Here is a 25322-nt window from a genome sequence, read left to right as displayed (position 1 = left end):
GACGGACGCTGGACGGGCCTCCAGAGCGGGGACGGACGCTACGCCTCGATGACCACCGGGACGATCATCGGACGACGACGGTGCTTCGTGTTCACCCAGCGACCGACCGTGCGACGGACGACCTGCGCGAAGGCGTGCGAGTCGCGCGTGCCGTTCGCGGCAGCCTCGGAGATCGCCTTGGCGATCTGCGGGCGGACGTCGTCGAACACCGAGTCGTCCTCGGCGAAGCCACGCGACTGGATCTCCGGGCCGATCACGCACTGCCCGGTGGTGAAGTCCACCGCGCAGAAGATCGAGATGAAGCCCTCTTCCGCCAGGACGCGGCGGTCCTTCAGGTCGGCGTCGGTGATCTCGCCGACGGTGGAGCCGTCGACGTAGACGTAGCCGATGTCGAGCTGACCGGCGACCGTCGCGACGCCGTCCTTCAGGTCGACGACGATGCCGTCCTGCCCGAGGATCACGTTGCGCGGCGGGACACCCGTCTGGATCGCCAGGTCGGCGTTCGCGTACAGGTGGCGGTGCTCGCCGTGGACGGGGAGCACGTTGCGCGGCCGCAGGATGTTGTAGCAGTAGAGCAGCTCGCCAGCGGAGGCGTGTCCGGAGACGTGCACCTTCGCGTTGCCCTTGTGCACGACCTTCGCACCGAGCTTGGTCAGCCCGTCGATGACGCGGTACACGGCGTTCTCGTTGCCCGGGATGAGCGACGACGCGAGGATGACGGTGTCGCCCTCGCCGATCTCGATCTGGTGCTCGAGGTTCGCCATGCGGGCCAGGACGGCCATCGGCTCACCCTGCGACCCGGTCGACATGTAGACGATCTGGTCGTCGGGGACGTTCTTCGCCTTCTTCGTGTCGATGAGCACGTTCTCCGGCACCCGCAGGTACCCGAGGTCGGCGGCGATCGTCATGTTGCGGATCATCGAGCGCCCCATGAACGCGACCTTGCGGTTCGCGGCCGCGGCGGCGTCGAGGACCTGCTGCACGCGGTGCACGTGCGACGAGAAGCTCGCCACGACGACCTTCTTGCGGGCGCGCATGATGATGTTCTCGAGCACCGGGCCGATGTCGCGCTCCGGAGCGGTGAAGCCCGGCACGTCGGCGTTCGTGGAGTCCGGCAGGAACAGGTCCACGCCGGCCTCGCCCAGACGGGCGAACGCACGGAGGTCGGTGATGCGGTCGTCCAGCGGGAGCTGGTCCATCTTGAAGTCACCCGTGTGCAGCACACGACCGGCGGGGGTCGTGATCGCGACGGCGAGGGCGTCCGGGATGGAGTGGTTCACGGCGACGAACTCGAGGTGGAACGGGCCGATCTGCTCGGTCTGGTCCTCGGCCACGACGAGCGTGTACGGCTTGATCCGGTGTTCCTTGAGCTTCGCCTCGACCAGCGCGAGGGTCAGCGTGGAGCCGATCAGCGGGATGTCGTCGCGGAGCTTGAGCAGGTACGGGACGGCGCCGATGTGGTCTTCGTGGCCGTGCGTGAGCACGACACCGAGGACGTCGTCGAGGCGGTCACGGATCGGCGAGAAGTCCGGCAGGATCAGGTCGACACCGGGCTGGTGCTCCTCGGGGAACAGCACGCCAGCGTCGACGATGAGCAGCTTGCCCTCGTACTCGTAGACGGTCATGTTGCGACCGATCTCGCCGAGGCCCCCGATGGGGACGACGCGGAGGGTGCCGGCTTCGAGCGGCTGCGGTTCGGAGATCTGTGTGGGCATTCGGTCCTACGGATTCGGGCGACGCGCGTGCTGCGCGCCGCGGTGTTCGCTAGCGGGTGGTGCCTGGCACCTTCGGTAGTGCACCGCCGGCCGCCGCGTTGCGGTCGGGGCGGAAGTTCGAGAAGTCGGCGCCGGGCACGTCGCGCACGGCTTCGAGGGAGGTCTCGATGGCGTACGCCTCGGAGTCCTCGGGGCCGACGAGCGGCAGCCGGACGCGCGGGCTGCCGATGCGGCCGAGCCCGTGCAGGATGTACTTCGCGGCCACGGTACCCGGAACGTGCGTCATCACGGCGCGGACGAGCGGCTCGAGTCGCTTGTGCTCGGCCGTCGCGGTGGCCAGGTCGCCCCGGTTCACGGCGTCGACGATGGTGCGGTACGGCGCGCTCGTGATGTTCGCGGTCACGCCGATCAGGCCGGTGGCGCCGATCGACAGATGCGGGAGCACGTTCGTGTCGTCGCCGGAGAAGTACATGAGGTCGGTGTTGTTCAGCACCCGCGAGACCTCGGCGAAGTCGCCCTTGGCGTCCTTCACGGCGAGGATGTTCGGGTGCTTCGACGCACGCAGGATCGTGTCGTACGTGATCGGGATGCCGGTGCGGCCCGGGATGTCGTACAGGATCACCGGCAGATCGGTGGCGTCCGCGATCATCCGGAAGTGGGTGAGGACACCCGATTGCGTCGGCTTGTTGTAGTACGGCGTGACGATCATCACGCCGTCCGCGCCGGCCTTCTCGCTCTGCTTGTACAGGTGGATCGCGTGCGCGGTCTCGTTCGAGCCACCGCCCGTGATGATCTTCGCGCGGCCGGCGGCGACGGACTTGCCGACCTCGACCAGACGGAGCTTCTCCGGGTCGGTCAGCGTCGACGTCTCGCCGGTCGTGCCGGTGACGACGATGCCGTCGGCGCCGGCGGTGATGCAGTCGTCGATGTGCTGCTCGACGCCGGGCCAGTCGACCTCGCCGTCGGCCGTGAACGGGGTCACGAGGGCGACGAGGACCTGACCGAAGGGATTCTCACGCGGGGACACGGGCACCAGCGTACCGGGGATGCGCGCGAGGACCGCCGTCCGTGTGGACGGTGGACCGCCTGCGGCGCGGCCGGGAGGCCCGGATCACGTCCGTCCCGCCGGTCACGCCCGGCGACACCGGGCACTCAGGCGCGGCGCTGCCACTCCAGGAACCGGTAGCGGGTGCCCGTGCGGGACTCCTGCCAGGGGCCCTCGTCGGCGAGCGTCCAGCCGGCAGCCTCGCCGAGCGTGGGTGCGACGGTGTCGCCGACGACGTCGACGTCGATCAGGGTCTCGGAGACGTGGTCGGCCGCGTCGAGTGCGGCGTCGTACACCTGGCCGCCGCCGATGACCCAGACGGTCTCGTCGGTGTCGAGGGCGGCGTGCAGGTCGTGCACGACCTCGGCGCCGTCGGCCGTCCACGTCGTGTCCCGGGTGAGCACGACGTTGCGGCGACCGGGCAGCGGCCGGAAGCGCTCGGGCAGGGACTCCCAGGTGCGTCGGCCCATCAGCACGGTCGCGTCGCCGGTGACCTGCTTGAAGTGCGCCAGGTCTTCGGGCACGTGCCAGGGCATGCCGCCGTCGGCACCGATGACACCGGTGGTCGAGCGGGCCCAGACCATGCCGATCATCAGACGGCGACCGCGGCCTTGATCGCCGGGTGGTGCTCGTAGCCGACGACGGTGAAGTCCTCGTACTCGTAGTCGTCGATCGAGTCGCGCGGTGCGAGTTCGAGCGTCGGCATCGGGTACGCCGTGCGGGACAGCTGCTCCTCGACCTGTTCGACGTGGTTGTCGTAGATGTGGCAGTCGCCGCCGGTCCAGACGAAGTCGCCGACCTCGAGTCCGGTCTGCGCCGCGATCATGTGGGTCAGCAGCGCGTACGAGGCGATGTTGAACGGGACGCCGAGGAACATGTCGGCGCTCCGCTGGTAGAGCTGGCACGAGAGCTTGCCGTCGTTGACGAAGAACTGGAAGAACGCGTGGCACGGGGCGAGCGCCATGTCCGGCACGTCGGCGACGTTCCACGCCGAGACGATGAGCCGGCGGCTGTCCGGGTTGGTCGTGATCTGGTCGATGACCTGGGCGATCTGGTCGACGTGCTCACCCGAGGGGGTGGGCCATGAGCGCCACTGCACGCCGTACACCGGGCCGAGGTCGCCGTCGGCGTCCGCCCACTCGTTCCAGATCCGGACACCGTGCTCCTGCAGCCAGGTCGCGTTGCCCTCGCCGCGCAGGAACCAGAGGAGCTCGTACGCGACCGACTTGAAGTGCACGCGCTTCGTGCTGACGAGGGGGAACCCCTTCGACAGGTCGTAGCGGAGCTGCGCGCCGAACAGGCTGCGGGTGCCGGTGCCGGTGCGGTCACCCTTCGGCGAGCCCTCGGTCAGGACCCGGCGGAGCAGGTCTTCGTAGGGGGTCGGGACGGAGGCGTCGGGCTGTACGGTCTCGCTGTCGGTCACACACAGAAGCCTACGTCGGTGTGAGTAGCGTTGCGGGCATGCCCGACACGACGGAACAACCGCTCTCGATCCTGGTGGCCGGCTCGTCCGGGTTCATCGGAACGCCCCTCGTCCGCGCCCTGCGCGAGGCGGGGCACCACGTCACCACGCTCGTCCGCCGCGAAGCGCGCACCGCGACCGAGTTCCGCTGGGCGCCGGGGCGGCGTCCGCTCGACCCGGCGATCCTCGACGGCGCCGACGTGGTGATCAACCTGGCCGGTGCGAACATCGGCAAGCTGCCGTGGACGGACGCCTACCGCAGGGAGATCCGCAGCTCGCGCATCGACGCCACCGACACCCTGGTCGAGGCGATGCGGCACGCCGCCACTCCCCCGGCCCTGTTCCTGTCGGGCTCGGCCTCGGGTGTGTACGGCGACCGCCCGGCCGACGTGCTGCAGGACGACGCCGCCCCGGGCACGGGATTCCTCGCCGACGTCTGCACCGCGTGGGAGGCCGCCGCGAACGCCGCTCCCGCCGGGGTCCGCGTCGTCACGCTCCGTACCGGCATCGTCATCGGCAAGGGCGGCGGTGCGCTCGCGCCGCTCGTCCCGCTGACCAAGCTCGGCGTCGGCAGCCGGCTGGGCACCGGTGGCCAGCACTGGCCGTGGATCGCGCTCGAGGACGAGGTGGGCGCGATCGTGCACCTGGCGACCGCGGCCCCGGACGTCTCCGGCCCGGTGAACCTGGCGGGTCCTGAGCCCGTCGTCGCCGACCGCATCACGAAGCACGTCGCCGAGGTCCTGCACCGCCCGTACCTCTTCCGGATCCCCGAGTTCGCCCTGCGCCTGGCGCTGCGGGACGCCGCCGACGACATGCTCCTGTCGAGCCAGCGGATGGTCCCGACGAAGCTGCTCGAGTCCGGCTACACGTTCCGGTACACGCAGGCGGCGGACGCCATCGACGCCGTCTTCTGATCCGCCTCCGGCCCGGGGTCAGCGGTCGGCGGCGCGCGCCAGGGCTGTGCGCATCGCCGATCGTGCACGCTTGCGGTCACCGGCGGCGTCGTAGACCACGCCGAGCCGGTACCAGCCACGCCAGTCGGCGGGGTCCTGCTCGACCGCGTCGCGGTACCGCGGGAACAGCTCGTCGGCGGCGTCGCGGATCGGCCGGCCCGACGCCCGCACCGGGACGACGTCGTCCGGGGTGCCGCCCTCGGCCTCGAGCCGTGCGCCGAGCCGGGTGATGCGGATGCCGAAGCGGAACTCGAGCACGAGCAGGAGCGCCCCGATCGCGGCGACGACGAACAGCGCGACGCCGATGCCGATGCCGATCGGGATCCCGGTGGCGATGAAGGCCACGGCGCGCTGCCCGACGAGCACGATGTACAGGGCGAGCAGCACCGCCATCAGCGCCGCACCCCAGAACGGCGAGCGGATCGTGCGTCCGGCCCGCTCCATCCGACCCATGACGCCTCAGCCGATCCCGAGGACGCTGCCGAGGCCCACGGTGAGGCCCCGCGCCGACACCACGTTCGCCAGCGCCGCACGGATGCCCGCGACGTAGGCGACGTCGTCGTTGGTGTCGTGCCGGATCGTCAGCGTCTCGCCGGGGCCGCTCAGCACCACGTCCTGCACGGCCTTCACCCCGGGGAGCCGGAGCGAGTGGATGGGCACGCTGGCGACCTGCTGGCCGCGGGCGCGCTGGTCGACGTGCGGGGCGTCCACGGGACCGACCTCGCGCCGCGCGTCGGCCATCAGCTCGGCGGTGCGCACCGCGGTGCCCGAGGGCGAGTCGATCTTGCCGGCGTGGTGGGTCTCGACGATCTCGGCGGCGGGGAACCACGGGGCCGCGATCGTCGCCAGGTGCGTGCCGAGCACGGAGCCGATCGAGAAGTTCGGGACCACGAGCACCCCCTGGTCCGGGCGTTCCTGCAGCCCGGTGCGGAGCTTGGCGAGCCGGTCGAGCGACCAGCCGGAGGTGCCGACGAGCACGTTCGCGCCGCTCGAGAGGGCGTTCTCCACGATCGCCGGGCTGAGCGACGGCACCGTCACGTCGACCACCAGGGCCGCGCCGCCGAAGACCGACGGCGGCGCCTCGTGCGCGCCGTCCTTCGACGACAGGCGGGCGACGAGCTCGAACTCCGGGATTTCCTCGACGACGGACGCCACGAGGCCCCCGAGACGACCGGTGGCGCCGACGACGGCGACGGGAGTGACCATGCGGTCCATCCTAGGATCGACGCATGTCAGTCGAGGTCAGGACCGTGCCGGCCGATCTGCCCGAGGTCGACGCGCTGCTCGATGCGTACCTGGACGAGCGCGAGGCGACGTTCCCGAGCGCGCAGGGCACGTACTCGCGGAAGCGCACCCCCGCAGCCGAGTTCACGCCGCCGAACGGGGTGTTCGCCGTGGCGTACCACGACGGCGTCGCGGTCGGCTGTGGCGGCCTCCGTCGGATCGCGGACGAGGTCGACGCGACCGGTGCCGTCGACGTCCGGTTCGAGGTCAAGCACGTCTTCGTGGCGCCGGCCGGGCGCGGCACGGGCGTGGCGACGGCCGTGATGGACCTGCTCGAGCGGGCCGGGGCCGACCTGGGTGCGACGAGCATCGTCCTCGACACGAACGACTCGCTCGTGGCGGCGGGCGCGATGTACCGCGGCCGCGGGTACCAGCGGGTCGAGCCGTTCAACGACAACCCGAACGCCACCGCCTGGTACCGCAAGCCGATCGTCTGAGCCGCCACGGGCCTCCCGTCCGCCCCGCCGCCGCGGACCGGACGGACAGCCGCTAGACGGGCTGGTCGACCGGCAGGCCCGTGCGCAGCTCCACCGGCAGGTGGGCCAGGTCGTTCAGCGTGACGACCTCGGCGGGCTTCGCCGACCGGATCCGGATGATCGTGAGCGCGGTGTGGGCGACGTTCGTGCCCATCCAGCGCCACTCGGGGGCCTGGAACGCCTCACGCACGAACCAGCCGATCACGGCGTTGTGGGTGATCAGCAGGTCGTGCCGGTCCTCGCGCGCCGGGGTGAACCACTCCGACACGGCGTCGCCCATCTGGGCCTGCCCGGCGACGATCTCCTCTTCGGTGATGCCGCCGTACCAGCCCTGGTAGGCGTGCGGCATGTCCGGGGTCGGGCCCGAGGGGATGCAGTCGAACAGCAGGGTCGAGGGCTCGGGCTGGATCGACGGCAGCCGCTGCGACAGGAACGCGGCGGTCTCACTGGGGGCCTCGAGCGGCGAGTGGTACACGCCGTCGAAGGGCACGCCGCCGAGACGGTCCGCGATCAGGGTCGCCTGACGCTTGCCGCGTTCGGAGAGCTTGCCGTCCCGCAGGCCGTGTTCGGCGTCCTGGTGTTCGCCGTGCCGGACGAGGTACAGGTAGTGCGACATGTCCGTGCTCAGCTGCCGATCCCGATGGCCGCGGCGAGTTCGTCCTGCTGCACGGCACCGACGACCGAGGTGATCGTCGGCCGGGTCAGCAGGTCGCGCGCGAGTTCGAGCACGCCGTCGGTCGTGACACCGTCGACACGCTCGAGCGCCGTCGACAGGTCGGTGTACTCGCCGGTGCCGAGCTCGGAACGGCCGAGCCGGGTCATGCGGGCGTCGGAGTCCTCGAGCGAGAGCGTCAGCGCGCCCTCGATCTGGCCCTTGGCTCGTCGGAGCTCGTCGTCGGTGATGCCGTGGTCGACCATCCGGCGGAACTCGGCGTCGACGATGTCGATGACTCCGGCGACGTTGTCCGGCGCGCACCCGGCGTAGACACCGAAGGCGCCGTTGTCCAGGTACGCGGGGGCGAACGACGACACCGCGTAGGCCAGACCGCGGCGCTCGCGGACCTCCTGGAACAGGCGCGAGCTCATGCCGCCACCGAGCACGGCGTTCAGGACGCTGAGCGAGGGACGGCGGTCGTCGCGCAGGTCGAGGCCCTGCGAGCCGCGGAGCATGCTGACCTGCTCGGTCGGGCGGTGCACCACGGACAGCTTCGCCTCGACCGGGTCGGCCACGGTCTCGGGCGTGCGGCGTGGCAGCGGCTCGGCATCGGGGGCGTCGTGGAAGACGCCGGCGACGAGTTCGCAGAACCGGTCGTGGTCGACGGCACCGGCGGCGGTCACGACGATGCCGTTCGGTGCGTAGTGCTCGCGGTAGTGGGCCAGCACCTCGTCGCGCTGGACTGCACGGATGCTGTCCGGGGTCCCGCCGATGGGACGGCCGAGGGGGTGTCCACCGAAGGCCGCGGCGAAGAACGCCTCGCCCGCGACGTCGGCCGGGTCGTCGGCGGCCATCGCGAGTTCTTCGAGGATGACCCCGCGCTCGACGGCGAAGGCGTCTGGTTCGAGCACCGAGCCGGTGACCATGTCACCGATGACGTTCACGGCCATCGGGACGTCGGTGTCCCGGACCCGTGCGTAGTAGCAGGTGTACTCCTTGGCGGTCGCAGCGTTGTGCTCACCGCCGACCGAGTCGAACGCGATGGCGATGTCGAGCGCCGATCGGGTCTCGGTGCCCTTGAAGAGCAGGTGTTCGAGGAAGTGGGTCGACCCGAACTGCCCGTCGCGCTCGTCACGCGAACCGACGCCGACCCAGAACCCGATGCTCGTCGACGCGGCACCCGGCACCGCCTCGGTCAGCACACGGACACCCGAGGGCAGCACGGTGCGACGGACGAAGGCCCCGCCGGACGTCAGGAACGACGTGTCCGGGGCCCCGAGCGGCAGTGGCACTGGCTGGTTCATCGCAGACGAGCCTACTGATCCGTCGATGCCTCCTGCCCAGTTTCCCGGTCTCGGTCGCGTGCCACTCGAAGTGGGGTACAGAAAATGTGGACAGACCGACTCGTCTGTCTGTCCTCCTTGTGCTACTGTTGGCCACGCCGGATCGAAAGCCCCCCTAAGTTCCGATCCGGCGGCTCGGGACATCAGTCCTGCGCGACCACCGAGTCCCCCCCACTCCGGTCGCGGAGCCGATGAGTCCGAGGAGTACACGCTGTGACGGTCGATTCCCCCCAACCGGCCGTCCAGCGTCTCCCCGGCCCGAGCACGAACCTCGCGTCGCCGGACGGGTCGAGCGTCCCCCCGACTCCCCGCTCCGGCGGCGCGAAGGTCCGCGTCCTCGAGACCGCCACGCGGCTCTTCTACGAAGAGGGCATCCACGGCGTCGGCGTCGACCGCCTCATCTCCGAGGCGAGCGTCACGAAGGCGACGTTCTACAAGCACTACGGGTCGAAGGACAACCTGATCCTCGCCTACATCCGCACCCAGCACGAGCGCGTGCAGGAGCGGATGGAGCAGCTGATCGCCGACGCCGGCTCCCCCGACCGGGCCGTCCGTGCGTGGGTCGCCGCACTGGCCGACGACGTCAACGACCCGGCGTTCCGCGGCTGTGCGTTCCTGCACGCCGCCGCCGAGTACCACGACCCGCGCGACCCGGTCCGCCAGGTCGTCGCCGTGCACCGCGACTGGTACACCGAACGACTGGCGACCCTGCTGCAGGAGGCCGGACATCCCCTTCCCGGGGACGGTGCCGACGAGCTCATGCTCGCGCGCGACGGTGCGATGGCCGGCGCGTACGCCGGTGACGCGATCGCCGCCACCGCTGCGCTCAACCGCGTGGTCGACCGGGTGCTCGCGGGCTGACGCCCGGCTGTCGCCGACGCTGTCGCTCCGGCGGGGCGGTCGAGGCGACCGCCATCGGACGGGAGGCCCGTGACGGGCCCGCACCGTGCCTCCAGGCCGTCGCGTGCGAACTCCCACAGCCCCGCGCGCGCACCGAGCGCAGCCCGAGCCGGCGGGTGTTGGCTTGGGGCATGGCCAACGACCCCAACTGGAACCTGCCCGACGTCCCGTCCTTCACCCTGACGAGCCCCGACTTCACCGACGGAGGCGAGCTGCCCACCTCGGCACGCGGCTCCGACGTCGGCGGTGAGGACCGCTCCCCCGCACTCGAGTGGTCGGACGCACCCGAGGGCACGAAGAGCTTCGTCCTGACCGTCTACGACCCCGATGCCCCGACCGGCTCCGGCTTCTGGCACTGGAGCCTGACCGACATCCCGGGCTCGGCGACCTCGCTCCCCGCCGGCGCCGGTACCGATGACGCCCTGCTGCCCGCCGAGGCGCTCCGTCGCCGCAACGAGTTCGGCACGGACACGTTCCTCGGGGCCGCTCCGCCCGCGGGTCACGGTGTGCACCGCTACTTCTTCACGCTGAGCGCCCTCGACGTCCCCGTGCTCGAGGTCCCCGCCGACGCGACCCCCGCGGTCGTGGGCTTCATGCTCCGTGGGCACCTGCTCGGGCGCGCGCAGCTCATGGGCACGCAGGAGACCCCCGCGGCCTGACCGGCACGTGGCACGGCGCGGCGGTCTTTCGCGCACAGCGACAGTTCACGCGGCGCCGTGCCCGTGAGGTGTCGCCGGCCGCGAAAGCACGCGCGGCCAACACGCACACACGCCCCGCAACGGCGAACGGCCGCCGCCCCGGAAGGGACGGCGGCCGTTCGTGCGTCAGGACGCGGAGGAGGATCAGCCCTCGGCCGGGTCCTCGGCGTGGGCGCGGACCGTCTCGGCCGAGGTGGAGTCACCCTCGGTCTCGTCGGCCACGACCGGCGCGAGCGACAGCTTGCCGCGGTCGTCCACCTTGGTGACCTCGACCAGGACCTTCTGGCCGACGCCCAGGACGTCCTCGACGTTCTCGACACGCTTGCCACCGGCGAGCTTGCGCACCTCGGAGACGTGGAGCAGACCGTCACGGCCCGGGAGCAGCGACACGAAGGCGCCGAAGGTGGCGATCTTCACGACGGTGCCGAGGAACTGGTCCCCGATCTCCGGGTTGGTCGGGTTGGCGATCGCGTTGACCTGGGCACGAGCGGCCTCGGCCGACGGACCGTCGACGGCGCCGATGTAGACGGTGCCGTTGTCCTCGATCGAGATGTCGGCACCGGTGGTGTCCTGGATGCCGTTGATCGTCTTGCCCTTCGGGCCGATCAGCTCGCCGATCTTGTCGACGGGGATCTGCACCGAGATGACGCGAGGAGCGGTGTCCGCCATCTCGTCGGGGGCGTCGATGGCCTCGTTCAGCACACCGAGGATGGCCGAGCGGGCCTCCTTGGCCTGCTTGAGCGCCGCGTCGAGCACCGTCGACGGGATGCCGTCGAGCTTGGTGTCGAGCTGGATCGCGGTGACGAACTCCGAGGTACCGGCGACCTTGAAGTCCATGTCGCCGAGGGCGTCTTCCGCGCCGAGGATGTCGGTCAGGGCCGCGTAGCGGGTCTGACCGTCGACGGTGTCGGAGACCAGGCCCATCGCGATGCCGGCGACCGGGGCCTTGAGGGGCACACCGGCGTTGAGCAGCGAGAGGGTCGAGGCGCAGACGGAACCCATCGAGGTCGAGCCGTTGGAGCTGAGCGCTTCGGAGACCTGACGGATGGCGTAGGGGAACTCGTCGCGCGACGGCAGCACCGGCACGAGGGCGCGCTCGGCGAGGAAGCCGTGCCCGATCTCGCGACGCTTCGGCGAACCCACACGGCCGGTCTCACCGGTCGAGTAGGGCGGGAAGTTGTAGTGGTGCAGGTAGCGCTTCTTCGTGACGGGCGACAGCGAGTCGATCTGCTGCTCCATCTTGAGCATGTTCAGCGTGGTGACGCCGAGGATCTGCGTCTCGCCGCGCTGGAAGATCGCCGAACCGTGGACGCGCGGGATCACGGCGACCTCGGCGTCGAGCGGACGGATGTCGGCGAGGCCGCGGCCGTCCATGCGGATCTGCTCGGTCAGGATGCGGCCGCGGACGACCTTCTTCGTGACCGACTTGTAGGCGGCGCTGACCTGCGAGTTGGCGACCTCGGGCAGCGAGCCCGCGGTGACCTGCTCCGCGATGGCGGCCTTGACGCGCGACTTGAGCGCGTCGTCGGCGTCCTGACGCTCGGTCTTGGCAGCGATCTTGTAGACGTCGCCGAGCTCGGAGAGCGCGAGTGCCTCGACAGCCGAGTAGACCTCGGGCGCGTAGGGCGGGAAGACCGGGAAGTCCTGGATCTCCTTGGCCGACTGCGTGGCGAGCTTGGCCTGCGCGTCGACGAGGGACTTGAGGAACGGCTTCGCCGCCTCGAGACCCTGGGCGACGATGGCCTCGTCGGGCTTGGTGGCCCCGCCCTGGATGAGGTCCCAGGCGTGCTCGGTGGCTTCGGCCTCGACCATCATGATCGCGACGTCCTCGTTGCCGGCCTCGTCCGTGACGACACGACCGGCGACGGTCAGGTCGAACACGGCGTCGGCGAGCTGCGAGGCCTTCGGGAACGCGACCCACTGGTCACCGATGAGCGCGAGGCGCACACCGGCGATCGGGCCGGAGAACGGCAGACCGGAGATCTGCGTCGACGCGGACGCGGCGTTGATCGCCAGCGCGTCGTAGAACTCGTCCGGAGCGATGCTCAGGACGGTGATGACGATCTGCACCTCGTTGCGGAGGCCGTCGACGAACGACGGACGCAGCGGCCGGTCGATGAGACGGCACACGAGGATGGCCTCGGTCGACGGGCGGCCTTCACGACGGAAGAACGAACCGGGGATCTTGCCGGCGGCGTAGGAGCGTTCCTCGACGTCGACGGTCAGCGGGAAGAAGTCGAAGCCCTCACGCGGGTGCTTGCCGGCGCTGGTGGCCGAGAGGAGCATCGTTTCCTCGTCCAGGTACGCGGCGACCGCGCCCTGGGCCTGCTGTGCGAGCCGACCGGTCTCGAACCGGACGGTGCGCTTGCCGTACTTGCCGTTGTCGATGACGGCTTCGGCGAACTTGATCTCGGGACCCTCCAAAAGGGCGCCTCCTTGATGTGTTTCCGGCAGGCCATGGCGACGGCACTCGATGGTGCGTGCGCGCCGATCGTTCCGGACGCATGTCTGGCCAGCAGTAGAAGCACTCGGGAAACCGTTCCGGCCCGCGAGCCACCACCGATGACCAGCTCCGTGCCCGGCCTGCGCAGTGTTGTGTGTGACGTCCGGGGAATGAGTCCTCGGACAGGATGGACTTTACCAGTCCTCAGGCTGTCGGCGGCGCGGCTCGCTGGACTCCTGGTGAACATCGGTAGCCTGCCCACATGCGCTTCACCCCCTCGCGGGGCGTGCTCGTCGCGGCCGCCGTGGTCGTCGGCGCGCTCGTCGCCCCGGCCCTGACCGCAGCCCCCGCGAACGCCACCGAGTACCCCACGTGGCAGGACGTCCAGCGCGCCAAGGGCAACGAGACCGCGAAGCGCGCCGAGGTGCAGAAGGTGCAGGCCGCGCTGCAGTCGGCGCAGGACGAAGCAGCCGCGAAGTCACAGGCCGCCCTGGTGGCCTCGTCGAAGGCGGACGCGGCCGAGTCGGAGTTGGCGTCGGCCACCCAGGCCGCCACGAGCCTCCAGGCCCAGGCGCAGCACGCGAGCGAGACGGCGGACCGGGCCCAGCAGCGGGCCGGCCAGTTGGCCGCGAACCTGTACCGCGACGGCAGCACGAACCAGATGACCACCCGCATCGCGACCGCGAAGGACCCGGACCAGCTGCTCTACCAGCTCGGCGCGCTCGACCAGCTGTCGGAGACCTGGTCCGGTGTCATGGACGAGGCGTCCGTCGCGGCCGGCACGGCGTCGTCGCTGCACGAGCAGGCCGAGCGGGCCGAGACGGAACGCGCGACGCGCGCGCAGGCGGCCGAGGAACGCTCGGCCGCGGCGAAGTCGGCGGAACAGGCGGCGGATGCCGCCGTCGAGTCGACGGAACAGCACAGCGACGAGCTGTACGCGCAGCTCGCGTCGCTCAAGGACAGCACCGCGAAGCAGGAGGCCGGGTACGAGCTCGGCCAGCGGGTCGCCGCGCAGAAGGCGGAGCAGCAGCGCAAGCGGGCCGCAGCGGCGGCGGCCGAGGCGGCGGCGAACACGAACGCCGCGAACGCCGGCAGCAGCGCTTCCAGCGGCGGCGCGACCAGCGGCGGCACCGGCTCGTCCTACCCGAGCACCGGGGGCGTCGCCGTGGACCCCGCGGCCGCACAGGCCTACGCACGGAGCGCGCTCGGGTCGTACGGGTGGGGCTCCGACCAGTTCTCGTGCCTGGTGTCGCTCTGGACGCAGGAGTCCGGGTGGCGGGCGAACGCCCTGAACTCCTCGAGCGGCGCCTACGGCATCCCGCAGTCGCTCCCGGCCGAGAAGATGGCGGTCGCCGGAGCCGACTGGCGCACCAACGCGAACACGCAGATCGACTGGGGGCTCGCGTACATCAAGAGCGCCTACGGCTCACCCTGCGGGGCGTGGGGTCACGAGATGAGCGTCAACCCGCACTGGTACTGAGCCAGGGGTCGACCGCGGTCAGTGGCCGAGGCCGCCGAGCAGGCTCGCGAAGTCCGGGGTCGCGGGGAGCGCGTCGGCTTCCTGCGGGGCCCGCCTGGAGGCCCGGATCGCCCAGGCCAGGTCGGCTCCGGCCCGGCGGATGCGACCTTCCAGGGCGGCCGCGTCACCGTCGGTCCCCCAGTCGTCGGTCGCGGCGAAGACCCCGGTGGGCACGATCGCCGCGCGCAGGTACGCGAAGACGGGCCGCAGGGCGTGGTCGATCGCGAGCGAGTGGCGCGAGGTCCCGCCGGTGGCACCGAGCAGGACGGGCATGTCGGCCATCGAGTCCTTGTCGAGCACGTCCAGGAACGACTTCGCCAGTCCGCTGACGCCCGCGGTGAAGATCGGCGTGACGAACACGACGGCGTCGGCCTCGACCACGGCGGCCATCGCTGCGGAGAGCGCCGGGGCAGCGAAGCCGGTGAGCATCGCGTCGGTGATCTCGTGCGCGAGCGGCCGGAGTTCGACGTGCACGACGTGTGCCGGGGTGCCCTCGGCGACGAGCGACGCCACGGCGGCCTCGCCCAGACGGTCGGCGAGCAGGCGGGTGGAGCTGGGCTCGGAGAGTCCGGCGGAGACGACGGCGATGGTGGTCATGATGCTTCCCGACTTTCGATGCGTTTGCATGAACATAGCATCCAACCGGGTCACCGCCACAACCATTCCCGCCGTCGAGCGGCGTGCCGATCGGTCACGACTCCCCGCGCGCTGACAGCGGAGCGGTCATGAAGTGTCGACTGGGACCGCGCTGGCCGACGAATCGTGACCGCGGGACGAGCGCGGGCGACGTGTCGTGACCAGCCGCGTGGCCGACCTCGTGGCCGACCTCGCGACCGGCGTCGTGACCGACCGAGGACGGAGCGCGGTGGGAGCGGTGCCCCGTCGAGCGTCGACCGCCCCGGGAACGACGAACGCCCCGGTCCTCACGAAGAGGTCCGGGGCGTTCGGTCAAGCGTGTGTCGGTCGACTAGCGACGCAGGCCGAGGCGCTCGATGAGCGTGCGGTAGCGGGCGATGTCGACGTCGGAGAGGTAGCCGAGGAGACGGCGACGCTGACCGACCATGAGGAGCAGGCCACGACGCGAGTGGTGGTCGTGCTTGTGCTCCTTGAGGTGCTCGTTCAGGTCGTTGATACGACGCGTCAGAACGGCGACCTGGACCTCGGGGGATCCGGTGTCGCCCGGGTGGGTCGCGTACTCTTCGATGATCTCCTGCTTGACCTGTGCGTCAAGTGCCATGGTGATCCCCTTCCTGTCCGTTGCGCGGTGCCCGTGCCTGATGCACGAGCGCTCTTTGTCCGCGGCCGTTCGACGGCAACCGCACAAGACTACCAGAGTCCTAGGCGGTCCTGGGGTGCAGACGGCGTCGGCGGCGACGCTCCGGCAGCAGACTGCGGACGAGTCCGACCAGCGTCGCGCCGAGCAGCCCGCCGAGGCCGTTCGACAGCACGTCGCGCGGGTCCGCGACGCGGTACGGCAGGTAGGTGGCCTGCGCGAACTCGATGCCCGTGGACAGCGCGACCGCGACGAGCGCACCGAGGATCCACCAGCGCCGGGGCAGCCACAGCGCCGCGAGCACCCCCACCGGCACGAACATGGCGATGTTGGCGAGGAACTCGGTGCGCTCGTACGTGAACCACGCACCGTGCGGCAGCTGCTGCACCCAGGCGATCGCGTGCAGCACGAGCGAGTTCTGGGCCGAGGTGAAGACCTGCGGGGTCAGCGTCATCCGCCAGATCACCCAGGCGTAGCCCGCGGTCAGGGCGAGGAGGAGGAGTCGACGGAACATCCGGACAGTGTGCGGCACGGCCCTGGCCGGTCGCTGGAGCGCTCCTGTCAGGCGGCGGTACGACTCCTGGGGGATCGGGCTCGGCGCTGGTCAGGACTCCCCCGCACCTGCCAGCATGGGTCGCGGGGCGCGATCGGTGCCCGCACCACCGACACCGCACGGGCAGATCAGGAGCACCGCAGCATGCCGGAGCACGAGGCACCCAGCACCCCACGCCGCAGCCGCACCGGCGGCCCGCGGCAGTGGGGGTGGATCGCCGTCGCCGCCGTCGTCGTCGCCGCGGTCGTCACGACGCTCGTGGTCGTCGGCCCGTGGAACGGCGGCCAGCCGGACGGCGACGGCACCCCGAGCGGGCGCACCGTCGCCGAGCGGAAGTCCGCCGCCGGGGCGTTCCCGGGCGGGCTCGCGCGCCAGCCGACCGCCGTGAACCAGGCCAGCATCCGCGAGCGACAGGCACGGGCCGCCGGCGACGCCGCGACCGCCGAGCAGATCGCCGTGATCGCCGACCAGCCGATCGCGACCTGGCTGACGAACACCTCGCAGGCCGAGACCCGCTCGACGATCCGGTCGGTGGTCAGCACGGCGAAGCACCGTGGCGGCACCCCCGTGTTCGTCCTCTACAGCATCCCGGACCGCGACTGCGGCAGCTACTCGAAGGGCGGCACCGCGGACGACGCCTACCTGCCGTGGGTCCGGTCTGCCGTCCGTGCAATGGCGGGTTCGCACGCCGTCGTGCTCGTCGAACCCGACTCGATCGCCCAGATCCAGAACTGCGAGCGACTGCGCGACGAACGCCTGCCCCTGCTGCGGAAAGCCGTCGACGCGCTGACCGGCCACGGGCTCACCGTGTACCTGGACGGCGGCAACGAGAACCGTGTGCCGACCGCCACCATGGCCGACTGGCTGCGGCAGGCCGGCGTCGACGAGGTGCAGGGGTTCTTCACGAACGTGTCGAACTTCTACCGCGTCGACCAGGAGCGCGCGTACGCCGACGAGCTCGCCGACGCGATCGGCGGCGACCCGCACTTCGTCATCGACGTCTCCCGGAACGGGCAGGGGTGGCGGGGAACCTGGTGCAACCCCGAGGGCGCCGGCCTCGGCCAGGAGCCGCACGTCACCGGCGGCAGCACCCGGCTCGACGCCCTGCTCTGGGTGAAGACGCCGGGGCTCAGCGACGGCACCTGCAACGGCGGCCCCGCGGCCGGCCAGTGGTGGGAGTCGTACGCGCTGGCCCTCGTCGAGCACCGCAAGCGCGACTGACCGCCGCCGCCCGACAGCCCGCGCAGGGCCGTGTCGGTGCCCGGTGGTTGCATGTGTGCATGACCGCGACCGACCGCCTCCGCTCCGTCGTCCCGCCCTACCTGCTCCGCGCCGTCGCCCATGCCGATGCGTTCCCGCGGGCAGCCTCGGCGGCACGCACCGCACTGGCCTCGCTCGACGCCGTGCAGGCGCCGAAGCACGAGCACCTGGTCGCGCCGCGCGGCGTCAGCGGCACCGTCGACCGCTCCCCGCAGCGGACGATCACCGACGCGCACGGCACCACGACGCTGCCCGGCACCGTCGTCCGGCGCGAGGGCGACGCCGACTCCGGTGACGCCGCGGTCGACGAGGCGTACGCGGGCCTCGGCGCCACGCACGCCTTCTGGCTCGAGGTGTTCGACCGGGTGTCGATCGACGGCGCGGGGCTCCCCCTCGACGCGACCGTGCACTACGGCCAGGACTACGACAACGCCTACTGGGACGGCAACCGGATGGTGTTCGGCGACGGCGACGACGAGGTGTTCCGCCGCTTCACCGTCGCGCTCGACGTCATCGGCCACGAGCTCGCGCACGGCGTCACGCAGTACACCGCCGACCTGACCTACCAGGGCCAGTCGGGCGCCCTCAACGAGTCGATCAGCGACGTCTTCGGCTCCCTGGTCGCCCAGTACGCGGCGGGGCAGACGGCGGAGCAGGCGAGTTGGCTCATCGGCGAGGGGCTGTTCACCGACGCCGTGCAGGGCGACGCGCTCCGGTCGATGCGAGCCCCCGGCACCGCGTACGACGACCCGGTGCTCGGGAAGGACCCGCAACCGGCGACCATGGCCGGGTTCGTCGACACCACGGACGACGCCGGCGGGGTCCACACGAACTCCGGCATCCCGAACCACGCGTTCTTCCTGGCGGCCACGGCGATCGGCGGCCCCGCGTGGCTGGGCGCCGGTGCGGTCTGGTGGGACGCCCTGACGTCGCCCGAGGTGACCGCCTCGATCGACTTCGCGGGCTTCGCCAACGTCACCGTCGACGTCGCCGGGCGGCGGTTCGGGGACGGCTCCGCCGAGCAGACCGCGGTGCGTCAGGCCTGGCAGCGCGTGGGCGTGCTCGACTGACCGCGCCACCCGGGCGTAGCGTCGAGGGCATGCGCATCGAGGTCCGCCGCTCCGGGGGCTTCGCCGGCACCACACGGCGCTGGCGGGTCGACACCGACACGAGCAGCGACCCCACGGCGTGGTCCGAGGTCGTCGATGCGCTGCAGCGCACCCCGGCGCCGACGGCAGCGCCCGTCCCCGACGACTTCAGCTGGACGATCACCGTCGAGCGCACCACCGTGACGATCCCGGGTCGCCGCCTCGACGGTCCGTGGGCCGACCTGGTCGCGCGTGTGCGCTCCGAGGGCGACCCGACCTGAGCCGGGAGGCCCGTGGCGGGCCCGCGCCGGGCCTCCCGTCCGCCCCGCGGTGACGCCACCACCCACCGATCGTGCGCAGGAACGGTCGCGTGGGACCGCCGGAGCCGACCGTTCCTGCTCACGAAGCGCGCGGCGACGCGCGCACCACCGTCAGTCGACGTCGATGACCGTCAGGCGACGGGTCGGACGCGTCATCGCGACGTACACCGCGGCGGCGGCACGGGCGGCGTCGGCGCCCACGCCGTCCGGGTCGACGAGCAGCACGCCGTCGAACTCCAGGCCCTTGGCGTCCGCACCCGTCAGCACCGTGAGCGAGCCGGCGTTCGGCGAGGCGAGTCCCCGGACGTCCGCCTCGGTGCGGGCGAGCCGCTGCCGGACCGTGTCGACCTGGGACTCGGGGACGATGACGCCGATGGTGCCGGAGCCGATCCGGGCGCGCTCGGCGTCGGCGACCGCCACGACGGTGTCGAGCAGGTCGGCCCGGGCGACGCGGACACGCTCGACCGGGTCGCCGTCGCGCACGGCCTCGTTGCGCGTGACGGTGAGGCCTGCGCTGTCCGCGAAGGCCCCGGCGGCCTCGACGATGGAGCGCGGGGTGCGGTAGTTCACCGTGAGCTGCTCGATGCGGTGGTCGAGCGGCACCTGCGGCGCACGGCCGCGTCGGCGACGCGCGAGCGCTCCGATGACGTCGTCCCAGGTGCGTGCGGCACCCGGCGAGGAACCCTGCGCCATGTCGCCGACGATCGTGAACGAGCGCAGCGGGTTGCGGCGGGCGAGCACGCGCCACTGCATCGGCGAGAGCTCCTGCGCCTCGTCGACGACGATGTGCCCGTAGGTCCACTCGCGGTCGTCGGCGGCGCGCTCGGCGGTGGAGCGGGGGTCGCCGCCCTCGGCGAACGAGCCGGCGACCTGCTCGGCGCTGACGATGCCCTCGACGCCCATGTTCTCGATGGCCTGGCGGGCGTTCTCGATGTCGCGGTTCCGGCTGGCCTTCGCCGCGCGCTTGGCGGCGCCGCCGGTCGGGTCGAACGGGCCGAGCAGTTCGGCGGCCTCGTCGAGCAGGGGGACGTCCTCGACGGTCCAGGCTGCGCCTCGGGCGCGCTGCAGCAGGGCTCGGCGCTCTGGGGTCCAGTCCGGGGTGAGCGAGGCGAGCCAGTTCGGCCGGGCATAGAGGTCCTCGAGGAACTTCTCCGGCGGCAGCGGCAGCCACGCGGTGTTGAGCAGCACGCGGGCGTCGTACGAACTCCGGATGTCCTCGCGCAGGACCTTCTCGTCGGCCTCGTCCACCGTGGTGCCGCGCTCCCGCAGCTGCTCGGCGAGCAGGCGGGTCATCGCGTCGAGGGCGTTCTTGTTGAACGTGACGCGAGCGGCGTTGTGCGGCTTGCCGCGGTCCTGCGCACGCTTCATGGCGTCGGCGACGAGCTGCGGCGGGACGACGAGCCGCTCGCCCTCGACGTCGAGCGTGACCGACTCGGTCGGCACGACCTGGCGCGAGCGCACGGCCCGCCGAAGGAGTGACGCCATCTGCGCTGCGCCCTTCACGGCGGCGACGTCGCGGGAGTCGTGGGTCGTCGCGTGCACGCCCGGGTAGAGCGAGCCGAGCGACGCCATCACGACACCGGTCTCGCCGAGCGACGGGAGCACCTGCTCGATGTACGTCAGGAACGCCGGGGACGGGCCGACCATGAGCACGCCGGAGCCCCGCAGCCGCTCGCGGTACGAGTAGAGCAGGTAGGCGGCCCGATGCAGCGCCACGGCGGTCTTGCCGGTGCCGGGGCCGCCCTGCACGATGAGCACGCCCTCGAGCGGGGAGCGGATGATGCGGTCCTGCTCGCCCTGGATCGTCGCGACGATGTCGGTCATCCGGCCGGTGCGCTCGGCGGTCACCGCGGCGAGCAGCGCCCCCTCGCCCTGCAGGTGGGTGCGCTCGTCGTCGTAGAGCGAGGCGTCGAACACCTCGTCCTCGACGCCGACCACGCGACGACCCTGCAGGGAAAGGTGCCGACGGGACCGCATGCCCATCGGGTGCGCTGCGGTGGCCTGGTAGAAGGCGCTCGCGCCGGGGACGCGCCAGTCGAGCAGCAGCGGCCGGTGCTCGGCGTCGCGCAGCCCCACACGGCCGATGTACCGGAAGGTGTCGTCGGGGTTGTCGGGCTCGGCAACCTCGAGCCGGCCGAAGACCAGACGGTCCCCCACCCGCTCGAGCGTCGCGACGGTGTCCTCGTAGAGCCGGGCGTACGCATCGCGCTCGCTGCGGCTCTGGTGGTTCCCGCCGACCGCCTGTCGGCGGGTCTCGGCGAGGCGCTGCTCGGCCTCGGCGGTCAGCTCGTCGAGACGACGGAAGAGGCCGTCGACGTAGCCGCGTTCACGGTCGATCTCGGTCGGTTCGGACACACGCAACCCTTCGGGAAGAGGGGGAACCAGTGTACTGCCCACCGGGAGCCCCGCTGTCCCCGAAGGGTCGCGTCGGAGTCACATCTCTTCGTGCGTGTCCGGGTCGCCGTCCCACAGACGACCGCGCTCGAGCGCGGAGATCGCCTGCACCTCGTCGTCGGTCAGTTCGAAGCCGAAGACGTCGAGGTTCTCCTTCTGGCGGGCGGCGTCGCCCGACTTCGGCACCGGCACCGCACCGAGCTGGACGTGCCAGCGCAGCACGACCTGGCCGGGGGCCACACCGTGCGCCGCGGCGGCGTCGACGATCGGCTGCTCGGTGAGCAGTTCCGACCGCTTCGCGAGCGGGCTCCAGCTCTCGGTCACGATGCCGAGCTCCTGGTGCACCTTCCGCAATTCCGCCTGGGGGAAGTACGGGTGCAGCTCCACCTGGTTGACGGCCGGGGCGACCCCGGTGGCGTCGACGATGCGGCGGAGGTGCTCCGGCGTGAAGTTCGAGACGCCGATCGAGCGGACCTTGCCGCTGTCGCGGAGGTCGACGAACGCCTTCCAGGTGTCGACGAACTTGTCCACCGACGGGTTCGGCCAGTGGATCAGGTACAGGTCGACGTGGTCGAGCCCCAGGTTGCCGAGGGTCTCGTCGATCGAGCGGTGCGCCTCGTCGTAGCCGTGGTGCCGACCGGGCAGCTTCGACGTGACGACGAGGTCCTCGCGCGCCACCTCGGACTCGCGGACGGCCTTGCCGACGGCGTCCTCGTTGCCGTAGTTCAGCGCCGTGTCGAGCAGCCGGTAGCCGCTCGCGATCGCGGTGCCGACCGCCGCAGCGCCCTCGTCGCCGTTCAGGCCGTAGGTGCCGAGGCCGAGCTCCGGGAACCGGTGGCCGTCGTTCAGCTCGATCGTCGGGGCACCGACCTGCATCAGCGGACCCCGAGCAGGTCGATCACGAAGATGAGGGTCTTGCCGGACAGGAAGTGCCCACCACCGGCGGGACCGTAGGCGAGCTCCGGCGGGACGACGAGCTTGCGGCGGCCGCCGACCTTCATGCCGGGGATGCCCTCCTGCCAGCCGCGCACCAGGGCCGCGAGCGGGAAGTCGATGGGCTCGCCGCGGTTCCAGGAGCTGTCGAACTCCTCGCCGGTCTCGTACTCGACCCCGGCGTAGTGGACCTTGACGGTGGAGCCGGCGGACGCTTCCTCGCCGGAGCCCTCGACGATGTCGGTGATGACGAGCTCGGTGGGGGCGGGGCCCTCGGGGGCGTCGAACTCGGGCTTGCTGTTCAGGTCAGTCATGCCGATCAGTCAACCAGAGCGCGCACCGGGCACGCGCAACGAGCGTCCAGCCCGCAGAATGGTTTCACCGTGACACCATCGACTCCCGCACCGCCGCGCCGCCGCCTGCTCGCCGACCTCACCCCGCTCCGCCGCTCCCCCGCCTTCGCCCGACTCTGGGCCGGCACCGCGATCGCCGGCATCGGCACCCAGATGACCACCGTCGCCGTCGGGCTCGAGGTCTACGAGATCACCCGATCGACCTTCGCCGTGGCCCTGGTGGGTGTCATCGCGCTCGTGCCGATGATCGTCGCCGGCCTGTACGGCGGCATGCTCGCGGACGCCTTCGACCGACGGCTCGTCGCGCTCGTGTCGTCGATCATCGCGTGGGTCGCCGTCGCCCTGATCGCCACGCACGCCTGGCTCGACCTGCACAGCGTCGCACTGCTCTACCTGCTCGCGACGGTCAACGCCGTGGCCGCCACCGTCAGCAACGCCTCCCGCTCGGCCATCGTCCCGCGGCTCGTCGGTACCGACCTGCTGCCCGCGGCGAGCGCCCTGGGCGGGATCGCGTCCGGGTTCCAGGTCACCGTGGGTCCGGCGATCGCCGGCGTGCTCATCGCGAGCGTCGGGTTCGCGCCGACCTACACGATCGACGTCGTGCTGTTCACGTTCGCGTTCCTCGGGGTGTTCACGCTGCCCCGGATGGCCGCCGACCACGACGCACTGCGGCCCGGGCTCGGTTCGCTCATCGAGGGCGCGAAGTTCCTGCGGCGGTCGCGCAACATCACGATGACGTTCGTGCTCGACATCATCGCGATGACCTTCGGGCAGCCGCGTGTGCTGTTCCCCGCGATCGGCGCGCTCGTCATCGGCGGTGGGTCGATCACCGTCGGCACCCTGACCGCCGCGTACGCGATCGGGGCGCTGCTGTCGAGCGTGTTCTCCGGGCCGCTCGGGCACGTCCGACGCCAGGGCGAGGCCGTCGGCTGGGCCATCACGGCGTACGGCGGGGCGATCGCGGCGTTCGGTGTGGTCATCGCGCTGGCGCACGTGCTCGGCGGCCGCTCGGGCGAGGCGTTCGGCGTCGAGATCCTGCCCGCCCTCGGGCTCGCGGCGCTGTTCCTGGCGATGGCCGGCGGCGCGGACAACGTCAGCTCGGTGTTCCGGAACACGATCCTGCAGGCGGCGTCGCCGGACGGCATGCGCGGTCGGCTGCAGGGCATCTTCATCGTCGTGGTCACGGGCGGCCCGCGGCTCGGCGACCTGTACGCCGGCCTGGTCGTCGCGGCCGGCATCGCGTACCCGCCGGTCATCGGCGGCGTGCTCATCATCGGCCTCGTCGCGCTGCTCCTCCGGATGGTCCCGTCGTTCCGCCGCTACGACGCCCTGCACCCGCACGCCAACTGACGGCGGGCGGCGGTCGGGGTCGGGGCCGCAAAACACCGGTGTTCGCGGGTGGAACACCCGCGTTCCGCGGTGCGGAGCGTGAACACCGGTGCCTTGCCGGCGCACCAGCGCGACCAACAGGCGGTCGGGAGGCGCGGGGCGGGCCCGCCACGGGCCTCCAGGACCGCACGTGTCGGGTACCGTACGAGACATGCCGGACAGCGCATCGCGCGACCTCCAGCGGACCGGAGTCCGCGCCGTCGTCCGGCGCACCTACCACTCGGTCATCCGGCACCGCGTCGTCGACGCGGCCGCGTCGCTGACGTTCTTCGCGCTGCTGACGGTGTTCCCGACCGCGCTGGCGGTCGTGTCGGCGCTGTCCATCGTCGACCGCAAGGGCGACAGCCTGACCGACATCGTCGAGGTCCTCGGGTTCATCGTCCGGCCGGAGACCGCCGAGCACCTCGAGGGGCCGCTCCGGCAGCTGCTGACCCTGGACAACCCGTGGCTCGGGTTCACGATCGGCGTCGTGCTGACGCTCTGGTCACTGTCCGGCTACGCGACGGCGTTCGGGCGGGCGATGAACACCGCCTACGAGGTCGAGGAGGGCCGACGGATCTGGAAGTTCCGCAGCATGATGCTCCTCGTCACGCTGCTCGTCATGGTCGGCGGTGCCGTCGCCATCGTCATCCTGCTCGGCACACCGACGATCTCCGAGGCCGTCATCCGACAGCTCGGGTGGGCGCCCTGGATAGACGACGTGTGGAACGTGGTGAAGTGGCCGGTGCTCGCGGCCGACCTCGTCGTGATGGTGGCTGTGCTCTACTACGCGACGCCGAACGTGAAGACCCCGCAGCTGCGGTGGGTGTCGGCCGGTGCCGCGTTCGCGATCGTGACCTGGGCCATCGCCACGGTGGGGTTCGCGCTGTACGTGGAGACCCTCGGTGGCGGGAACCGCGCCTACGGGTGGCTCGGTGGCGCGATCCTGCTGCTCGTGTACCTGTACATCTCGAACTTCGTGCTCGTGGTCGGCGGGGAGCTCGACTCCGAGGTGATCCGGATGCGGCAGCTACTCGCCGGCATCGAGGCGGACGAGTCGATCCGGCTGCCGCTGCGGGACGTCACGCGGAACTTCACGCTCGCGCGCTGGCGGGACCAGGACATCGCGGCCGCGCAGCACGTGCGGGCCGAGGCCGCAAGGGTGGCCGAGGAAGAGGACGCCGAGCTGACCCCGGGCGAGGAGCACCTGCGGGCGATGGCACAGCAGGTGCGGGTGGGCGAGCGGCCGCTGCCCTGACGGGTGCGTGCGGGCGCGCGTGCGTGGGC

The 25322-nt window shown here is 71.5% G+C and carries 25 protein-coding genes; 10 read left to right on the top strand and 15 right to left on the bottom strand.

Annotation, left to right across the window (positions count from 1 at the left end):
* Window positions 1-38: 38 nt before the first annotated feature.
* From ORG17_RS05585 to ORG17_RS05570, 4 genes are all read right to left on the bottom strand, one after another.
* Window positions 39-1715: a ribonuclease J gene (locus tag ORG17_RS05585; RefSeq protein ID WP_027464761.1), complete on the bottom strand. Its 1677-nt coding sequence runs from the start codon at window positions 1713-1715 to the stop codon at window positions 39-41.
* Window positions 1716-1764: 49 nt separating this feature from the next.
* Window positions 1765-2742: a 4-hydroxy-tetrahydrodipicolinate synthase gene (dapA, locus tag ORG17_RS05580; RefSeq protein ID WP_017885921.1), complete on the bottom strand. Its 978-nt coding sequence runs from the start codon at window positions 2740-2742 to the stop codon at window positions 1765-1767.
* Window positions 2743-2867: 125 nt separating this feature from the next.
* Entirely contained in the window at window positions 2868-3353 is a 486-nt protein-coding gene (locus tag ORG17_RS05575; RefSeq protein WP_111057451.1) for a dihydrofolate reductase, read from the bottom strand.
* Window positions 3353-4183, bottom strand: coding sequence for a thymidylate synthase (locus tag ORG17_RS05570; protein WP_111057452.1), 831 nt, complete (start codon window positions 4181-4183; stop codon window positions 3353-3355). The genes ORG17_RS05575 and ORG17_RS05570 overlap by 1 nt, the downstream gene beginning before the upstream one ends.
* 38 nt (window positions 4184-4221) lie before the next feature.
* Here ORG17_RS05570 and ORG17_RS05565 point away from each other — a divergent pair, with 38 nt between their 5' ends.
* Window positions 4222-5136 carry a TIGR01777 family oxidoreductase gene (locus tag ORG17_RS05565; protein WP_071245000.1) on the top strand — a complete coding sequence of 305 codons (915 nt, stop codon included), beginning with the start codon at window positions 4222-4224 and terminating at the stop codon, window positions 5134-5136.
* An 18-nt stretch (window positions 5137-5154) separates the two neighbouring features.
* Here ORG17_RS05565 and ORG17_RS05560 read toward each other — a convergent pair whose 3' ends face one another.
* On the bottom strand, window positions 5155-5619 hold the full coding sequence (locus ORG17_RS05560; RefSeq protein ID WP_214526491.1) for a tetratricopeptide repeat protein: 465 nt from the start codon (window positions 5617-5619) through the stop codon (window positions 5155-5157).
* A gap of 15 nt (window positions 5620-5634) precedes the next feature.
* Window positions 5635-6381 (bottom strand): 4-hydroxy-tetrahydrodipicolinate reductase, encoded by a 747-nt coding sequence (locus ORG17_RS05555; RefSeq protein WP_250892194.1) that lies wholly within the window; start codon window positions 6379-6381, stop codon window positions 5635-5637.
* Window positions 6382-6404: 23 nt separating this feature from the next.
* On the opposite strand from ORG17_RS05555, the gene ORG17_RS05550 reads away from it, so the two are divergent.
* Window positions 6405-6896 carry a GNAT family N-acetyltransferase gene (locus tag ORG17_RS05550; RefSeq protein ID WP_214526493.1) on the top strand — a complete coding sequence of 164 codons (492 nt, stop codon included), beginning with the start codon at window positions 6405-6407 and terminating at the stop codon, window positions 6894-6896.
* 52 nt (window positions 6897-6948) lie between these two features.
* Here ORG17_RS05550 and ORG17_RS05545 read toward each other — a convergent pair whose 3' ends face one another.
* Window positions 6949-7551 carry a histidine phosphatase family protein gene (locus ORG17_RS05545; protein WP_027464756.1) on the bottom strand — a complete coding sequence of 201 codons (603 nt, stop codon included), beginning with the start codon at window positions 7549-7551 and terminating at the stop codon, window positions 6949-6951.
* Between the two features lie 8 nt (window positions 7552-7559).
* Window positions 7560-8894 (bottom strand): M16 family metallopeptidase, encoded by a 1335-nt coding sequence (locus tag ORG17_RS05540; protein WP_071245003.1) that lies wholly within the window; start codon window positions 8892-8894, stop codon window positions 7560-7562.
* A 252-nt stretch (window positions 8895-9146) separates the two neighbouring features.
* On the opposite strand from ORG17_RS05540, the gene ORG17_RS05535 reads away from it, so the two are divergent.
* Together ORG17_RS05535 and ORG17_RS05530 are read left to right on the top strand one after the other, a co-directional pair.
* Window positions 9147-9794 (top strand): TetR/AcrR family transcriptional regulator, encoded by a 648-nt coding sequence (locus tag ORG17_RS05535; protein WP_071245004.1) that lies wholly within the window; start codon window positions 9147-9149, stop codon window positions 9792-9794.
* 170 nt (window positions 9795-9964) lie between these two features.
* Window positions 9965-10492 carry a YbhB/YbcL family Raf kinase inhibitor-like protein gene (locus ORG17_RS05530; RefSeq protein WP_111033188.1) on the top strand — a complete coding sequence of 176 codons (528 nt, stop codon included), beginning with the start codon at window positions 9965-9967 and terminating at the stop codon, window positions 10490-10492.
* Between the two features lie 183 nt (window positions 10493-10675).
* Here the strand turns inward: ORG17_RS05530 and ORG17_RS05525 are convergent, their stop codons facing one another.
* Window positions 10676-12955 carry a polyribonucleotide nucleotidyltransferase gene (locus ORG17_RS05525; RefSeq protein WP_214526494.1) on the bottom strand — a complete coding sequence of 760 codons (2280 nt, stop codon included), beginning with the start codon at window positions 12953-12955 and terminating at the stop codon, window positions 10676-10678.
* A 281-nt stretch (window positions 12956-13236) separates the two neighbouring features.
* Here ORG17_RS05525 and ORG17_RS05520 point away from each other — a divergent pair, with 281 nt between their 5' ends.
* Entirely contained in the window at window positions 13237-14454 is a 1218-nt protein-coding gene (locus ORG17_RS05520) for a coiled-coil domain-containing protein (RefSeq protein ID WP_214526495.1), read from the top strand.
* 18 nt (window positions 14455-14472) lie between these two features.
* Here ORG17_RS05520 and ORG17_RS05515 read toward each other — a convergent pair whose 3' ends face one another.
* The 3 genes from ORG17_RS05515 to ORG17_RS05505 form a co-directional block, all read right to left on the bottom strand.
* Window positions 14473-15090, bottom strand: a complete 618-nt coding sequence (locus ORG17_RS05515; protein ID WP_214526496.1) for a CE1759 family FMN reductase — start codon at window positions 15088-15090, stop codon at window positions 14473-14475.
* A 370-nt stretch (window positions 15091-15460) separates the two neighbouring features.
* Complete coding sequence (gene rpsO, locus ORG17_RS05510; RefSeq protein ID WP_017885935.1) at window positions 15461-15730, bottom strand: 30S ribosomal protein S15; 270 nt, start codon at window positions 15728-15730, stop codon at window positions 15461-15463.
* 100 nt (window positions 15731-15830) lie between these two features.
* The gene (locus tag ORG17_RS05505) at window positions 15831-16280 is read right to left on the bottom strand and encodes a VanZ family protein (protein ID WP_035807673.1); all 450 of its coding nucleotides are present in this window, start codon (window positions 16278-16280) and stop codon (window positions 15831-15833) included.
* A 183-nt stretch (window positions 16281-16463) separates the two neighbouring features.
* Here ORG17_RS05505 and ORG17_RS05500 point away from each other — a divergent pair, with 183 nt between their 5' ends.
* The 3 genes from ORG17_RS05500 to ORG17_RS05490 are packed head-to-tail and all read left to right on the top strand — an operon-like array spanning window position 16464 to window position 18948.
* Window positions 16464-17540 (top strand): glycoside hydrolase family 6 protein, encoded by a 1077-nt coding sequence (locus tag ORG17_RS05500; protein ID WP_214526497.1) that lies wholly within the window; start codon window positions 16464-16466, stop codon window positions 17538-17540.
* Between the two features lie 59 nt (window positions 17541-17599).
* On the top strand, window positions 17600-18649 hold the full coding sequence (locus ORG17_RS05495; protein ID WP_214526498.1) for a M4 family metallopeptidase: 1050 nt from the start codon (window positions 17600-17602) through the stop codon (window positions 18647-18649).
* 29 nt (window positions 18650-18678) lie between these two features.
* On the top strand, window positions 18679-18948 hold the full coding sequence (locus tag ORG17_RS05490) for a protealysin inhibitor emfourin (RefSeq protein ID WP_051596534.1): 270 nt from the start codon (window positions 18679-18681) through the stop codon (window positions 18946-18948).
* A 150-nt stretch (window positions 18949-19098) separates the two neighbouring features.
* Here the strand turns inward: ORG17_RS05490 and ORG17_RS05485 are convergent, their stop codons facing one another.
* The 3 genes from ORG17_RS05485 to ORG17_RS05475 form a co-directional block, all read right to left on the bottom strand.
* On the bottom strand, window positions 19099-21342 hold the full coding sequence (locus ORG17_RS05485) for a HelD family protein (protein WP_301565382.1): 2244 nt from the start codon (window positions 21340-21342) through the stop codon (window positions 19099-19101).
* A 78-nt stretch (window positions 21343-21420) separates the two neighbouring features.
* Window positions 21421-22257, bottom strand: a complete 837-nt coding sequence (locus ORG17_RS05480; protein ID WP_027464743.1) for an aldo/keto reductase — start codon at window positions 22255-22257, stop codon at window positions 21421-21423.
* Window positions 22257-22628, bottom strand: a complete 372-nt coding sequence (locus ORG17_RS05475; protein WP_173035534.1) for an FKBP-type peptidyl-prolyl cis-trans isomerase — start codon at window positions 22626-22628, stop codon at window positions 22257-22259. The genes ORG17_RS05480 and ORG17_RS05475 overlap by 1 nt, the downstream gene beginning before the upstream one ends.
* A 69-nt stretch (window positions 22629-22697) precedes the next feature.
* Between ORG17_RS05475 and ORG17_RS05470 the strand changes: the two genes are divergently transcribed.
* Together ORG17_RS05470 and ORG17_RS05465 are read left to right on the top strand one after the other, a co-directional pair.
* A complete protein-coding gene (locus tag ORG17_RS05470) occupies window positions 22698-24017 on the top strand; it encodes an MFS transporter (protein WP_027464741.1) in 1320 nt (439 codons plus the stop codon).
* Window positions 24018-24207: 190 nt separating this feature from the next.
* Window positions 24208-25293, top strand: a complete 1086-nt coding sequence (locus ORG17_RS05465; RefSeq protein ID WP_051596533.1) for a YihY/virulence factor BrkB family protein — start codon at window positions 24208-24210, stop codon at window positions 25291-25293.
* Window positions 25294-25322: the final 29 nt, after the last annotated feature.

This window comes from Curtobacterium flaccumfaciens pv. betae, from assembly GCF_026241855.1.
In the GTDB taxonomy this organism is placed as follows: domain Bacteria; phylum Actinomycetota; class Actinomycetes; order Actinomycetales; family Microbacteriaceae; genus Curtobacterium; species Curtobacterium flaccumfaciens.
The sequence above is the reverse complement of the archived record's forward strand: the minus strand, read 5'-3'. Positions and strand labels throughout refer to the sequence as shown.

What these genes read in the sequence shown, in the direction of transcription:
- ORG17_RS05565 (WP_071245000.1), top strand. Translation starts at nt 4,222, where the DNA reads ATGCCCGACACGACGGAACAACCGCTCTCGATCCTGGTGGCCGGCTCG.
- ORG17_RS05520 (WP_214526495.1), top strand. Translation starts at nt 13,237, where the DNA reads ATGCGCTTCACCCCCTCGCGGGGCGTGCTCGTCGCGGCCGCCGTGGTC.
- ORG17_RS05490 (WP_051596534.1), top strand. Translation starts at nt 18,679, where the DNA reads ATGCGCATCGAGGTCCGCCGCTCCGGGGGCTTCGCCGGCACCACACGG.
- ORG17_RS05560 (WP_214526491.1), bottom strand. Translation starts at nt 5,619, where the DNA reads ATGGAGCGGGCCGGACGCACGATCCGCTCGCCGTTCTGGGGTGCGGCG.
- ORG17_RS05495 (WP_214526498.1), top strand. Translation starts at nt 17,600, where the DNA reads ATGACCGCGACCGACCGCCTCCGCTCCGTCGTCCCGCCCTACCTGCTC.
- ORG17_RS05505 (WP_035807673.1), bottom strand. Translation starts at nt 16,280, where the DNA reads ATGTTCCGTCGACTCCTCCTCCTCGCCCTGACCGCGGGCTACGCCTGG.
- ORG17_RS05515 (WP_214526496.1), bottom strand. Translation starts at nt 15,090, where the DNA reads ATGACCACCATCGCCGTCGTCTCCGCCGGACTCTCCGAGCCCAGCTCC.
- ORG17_RS05555 (WP_250892194.1), bottom strand. Translation starts at nt 6,381, where the DNA reads ATGGTCACTCCCGTCGCCGTCGTCGGCGCCACCGGTCGTCTCGGGGGC.
- ORG17_RS05465 (WP_051596533.1), top strand. Translation starts at nt 24,208, where the DNA reads ATGCCGGACAGCGCATCGCGCGACCTCCAGCGGACCGGAGTCCGCGCC.
- ORG17_RS05500 (WP_214526497.1), top strand. Translation starts at nt 16,464, where the DNA reads ATGCCGGAGCACGAGGCACCCAGCACCCCACGCCGCAGCCGCACCGGC.
- ORG17_RS05585 (WP_027464761.1), bottom strand. Translation starts at nt 1,715, where the DNA reads ATGCCCACACAGATCTCCGAACCGCAGCCGCTCGAAGCCGGCACCCTC.
- ORG17_RS05540 (WP_071245003.1), bottom strand. Translation starts at nt 8,894, where the DNA reads ATGAACCAGCCAGTGCCACTGCCGCTCGGGGCCCCGGACACGTCGTTC.
- ORG17_RS05530 (WP_111033188.1), top strand. Translation starts at nt 9,965, where the DNA reads ATGGCCAACGACCCCAACTGGAACCTGCCCGACGTCCCGTCCTTCACC.
- ORG17_RS05575 (WP_111057451.1), bottom strand. Translation starts at nt 3,353, where the DNA reads ATGATCGGCATGGTCTGGGCCCGCTCGACCACCGGTGTCATCGGTGCC.
- ORG17_RS05475 (WP_173035534.1), bottom strand. Translation starts at nt 22,628, where the DNA reads ATGACTGACCTGAACAGCAAGCCCGAGTTCGACGCCCCCGAGGGCCCC.
- ORG17_RS05550 (WP_214526493.1), top strand. Translation starts at nt 6,405, where the DNA reads ATGTCAGTCGAGGTCAGGACCGTGCCGGCCGATCTGCCCGAGGTCGAC.
- ORG17_RS05480 (WP_027464743.1), bottom strand. Translation starts at nt 22,257, where the DNA reads ATGCAGGTCGGTGCCCCGACGATCGAGCTGAACGACGGCCACCGGTTC.
- rpsO (WP_017885935.1), bottom strand. Translation starts at nt 15,730, where the DNA reads ATGGCACTTGACGCACAGGTCAAGCAGGAGATCATCGAAGAGTACGCG.
- ORG17_RS05545 (WP_027464756.1), bottom strand. Translation starts at nt 7,551, where the DNA reads ATGTCGCACTACCTGTACCTCGTCCGGCACGGCGAACACCAGGACGCC.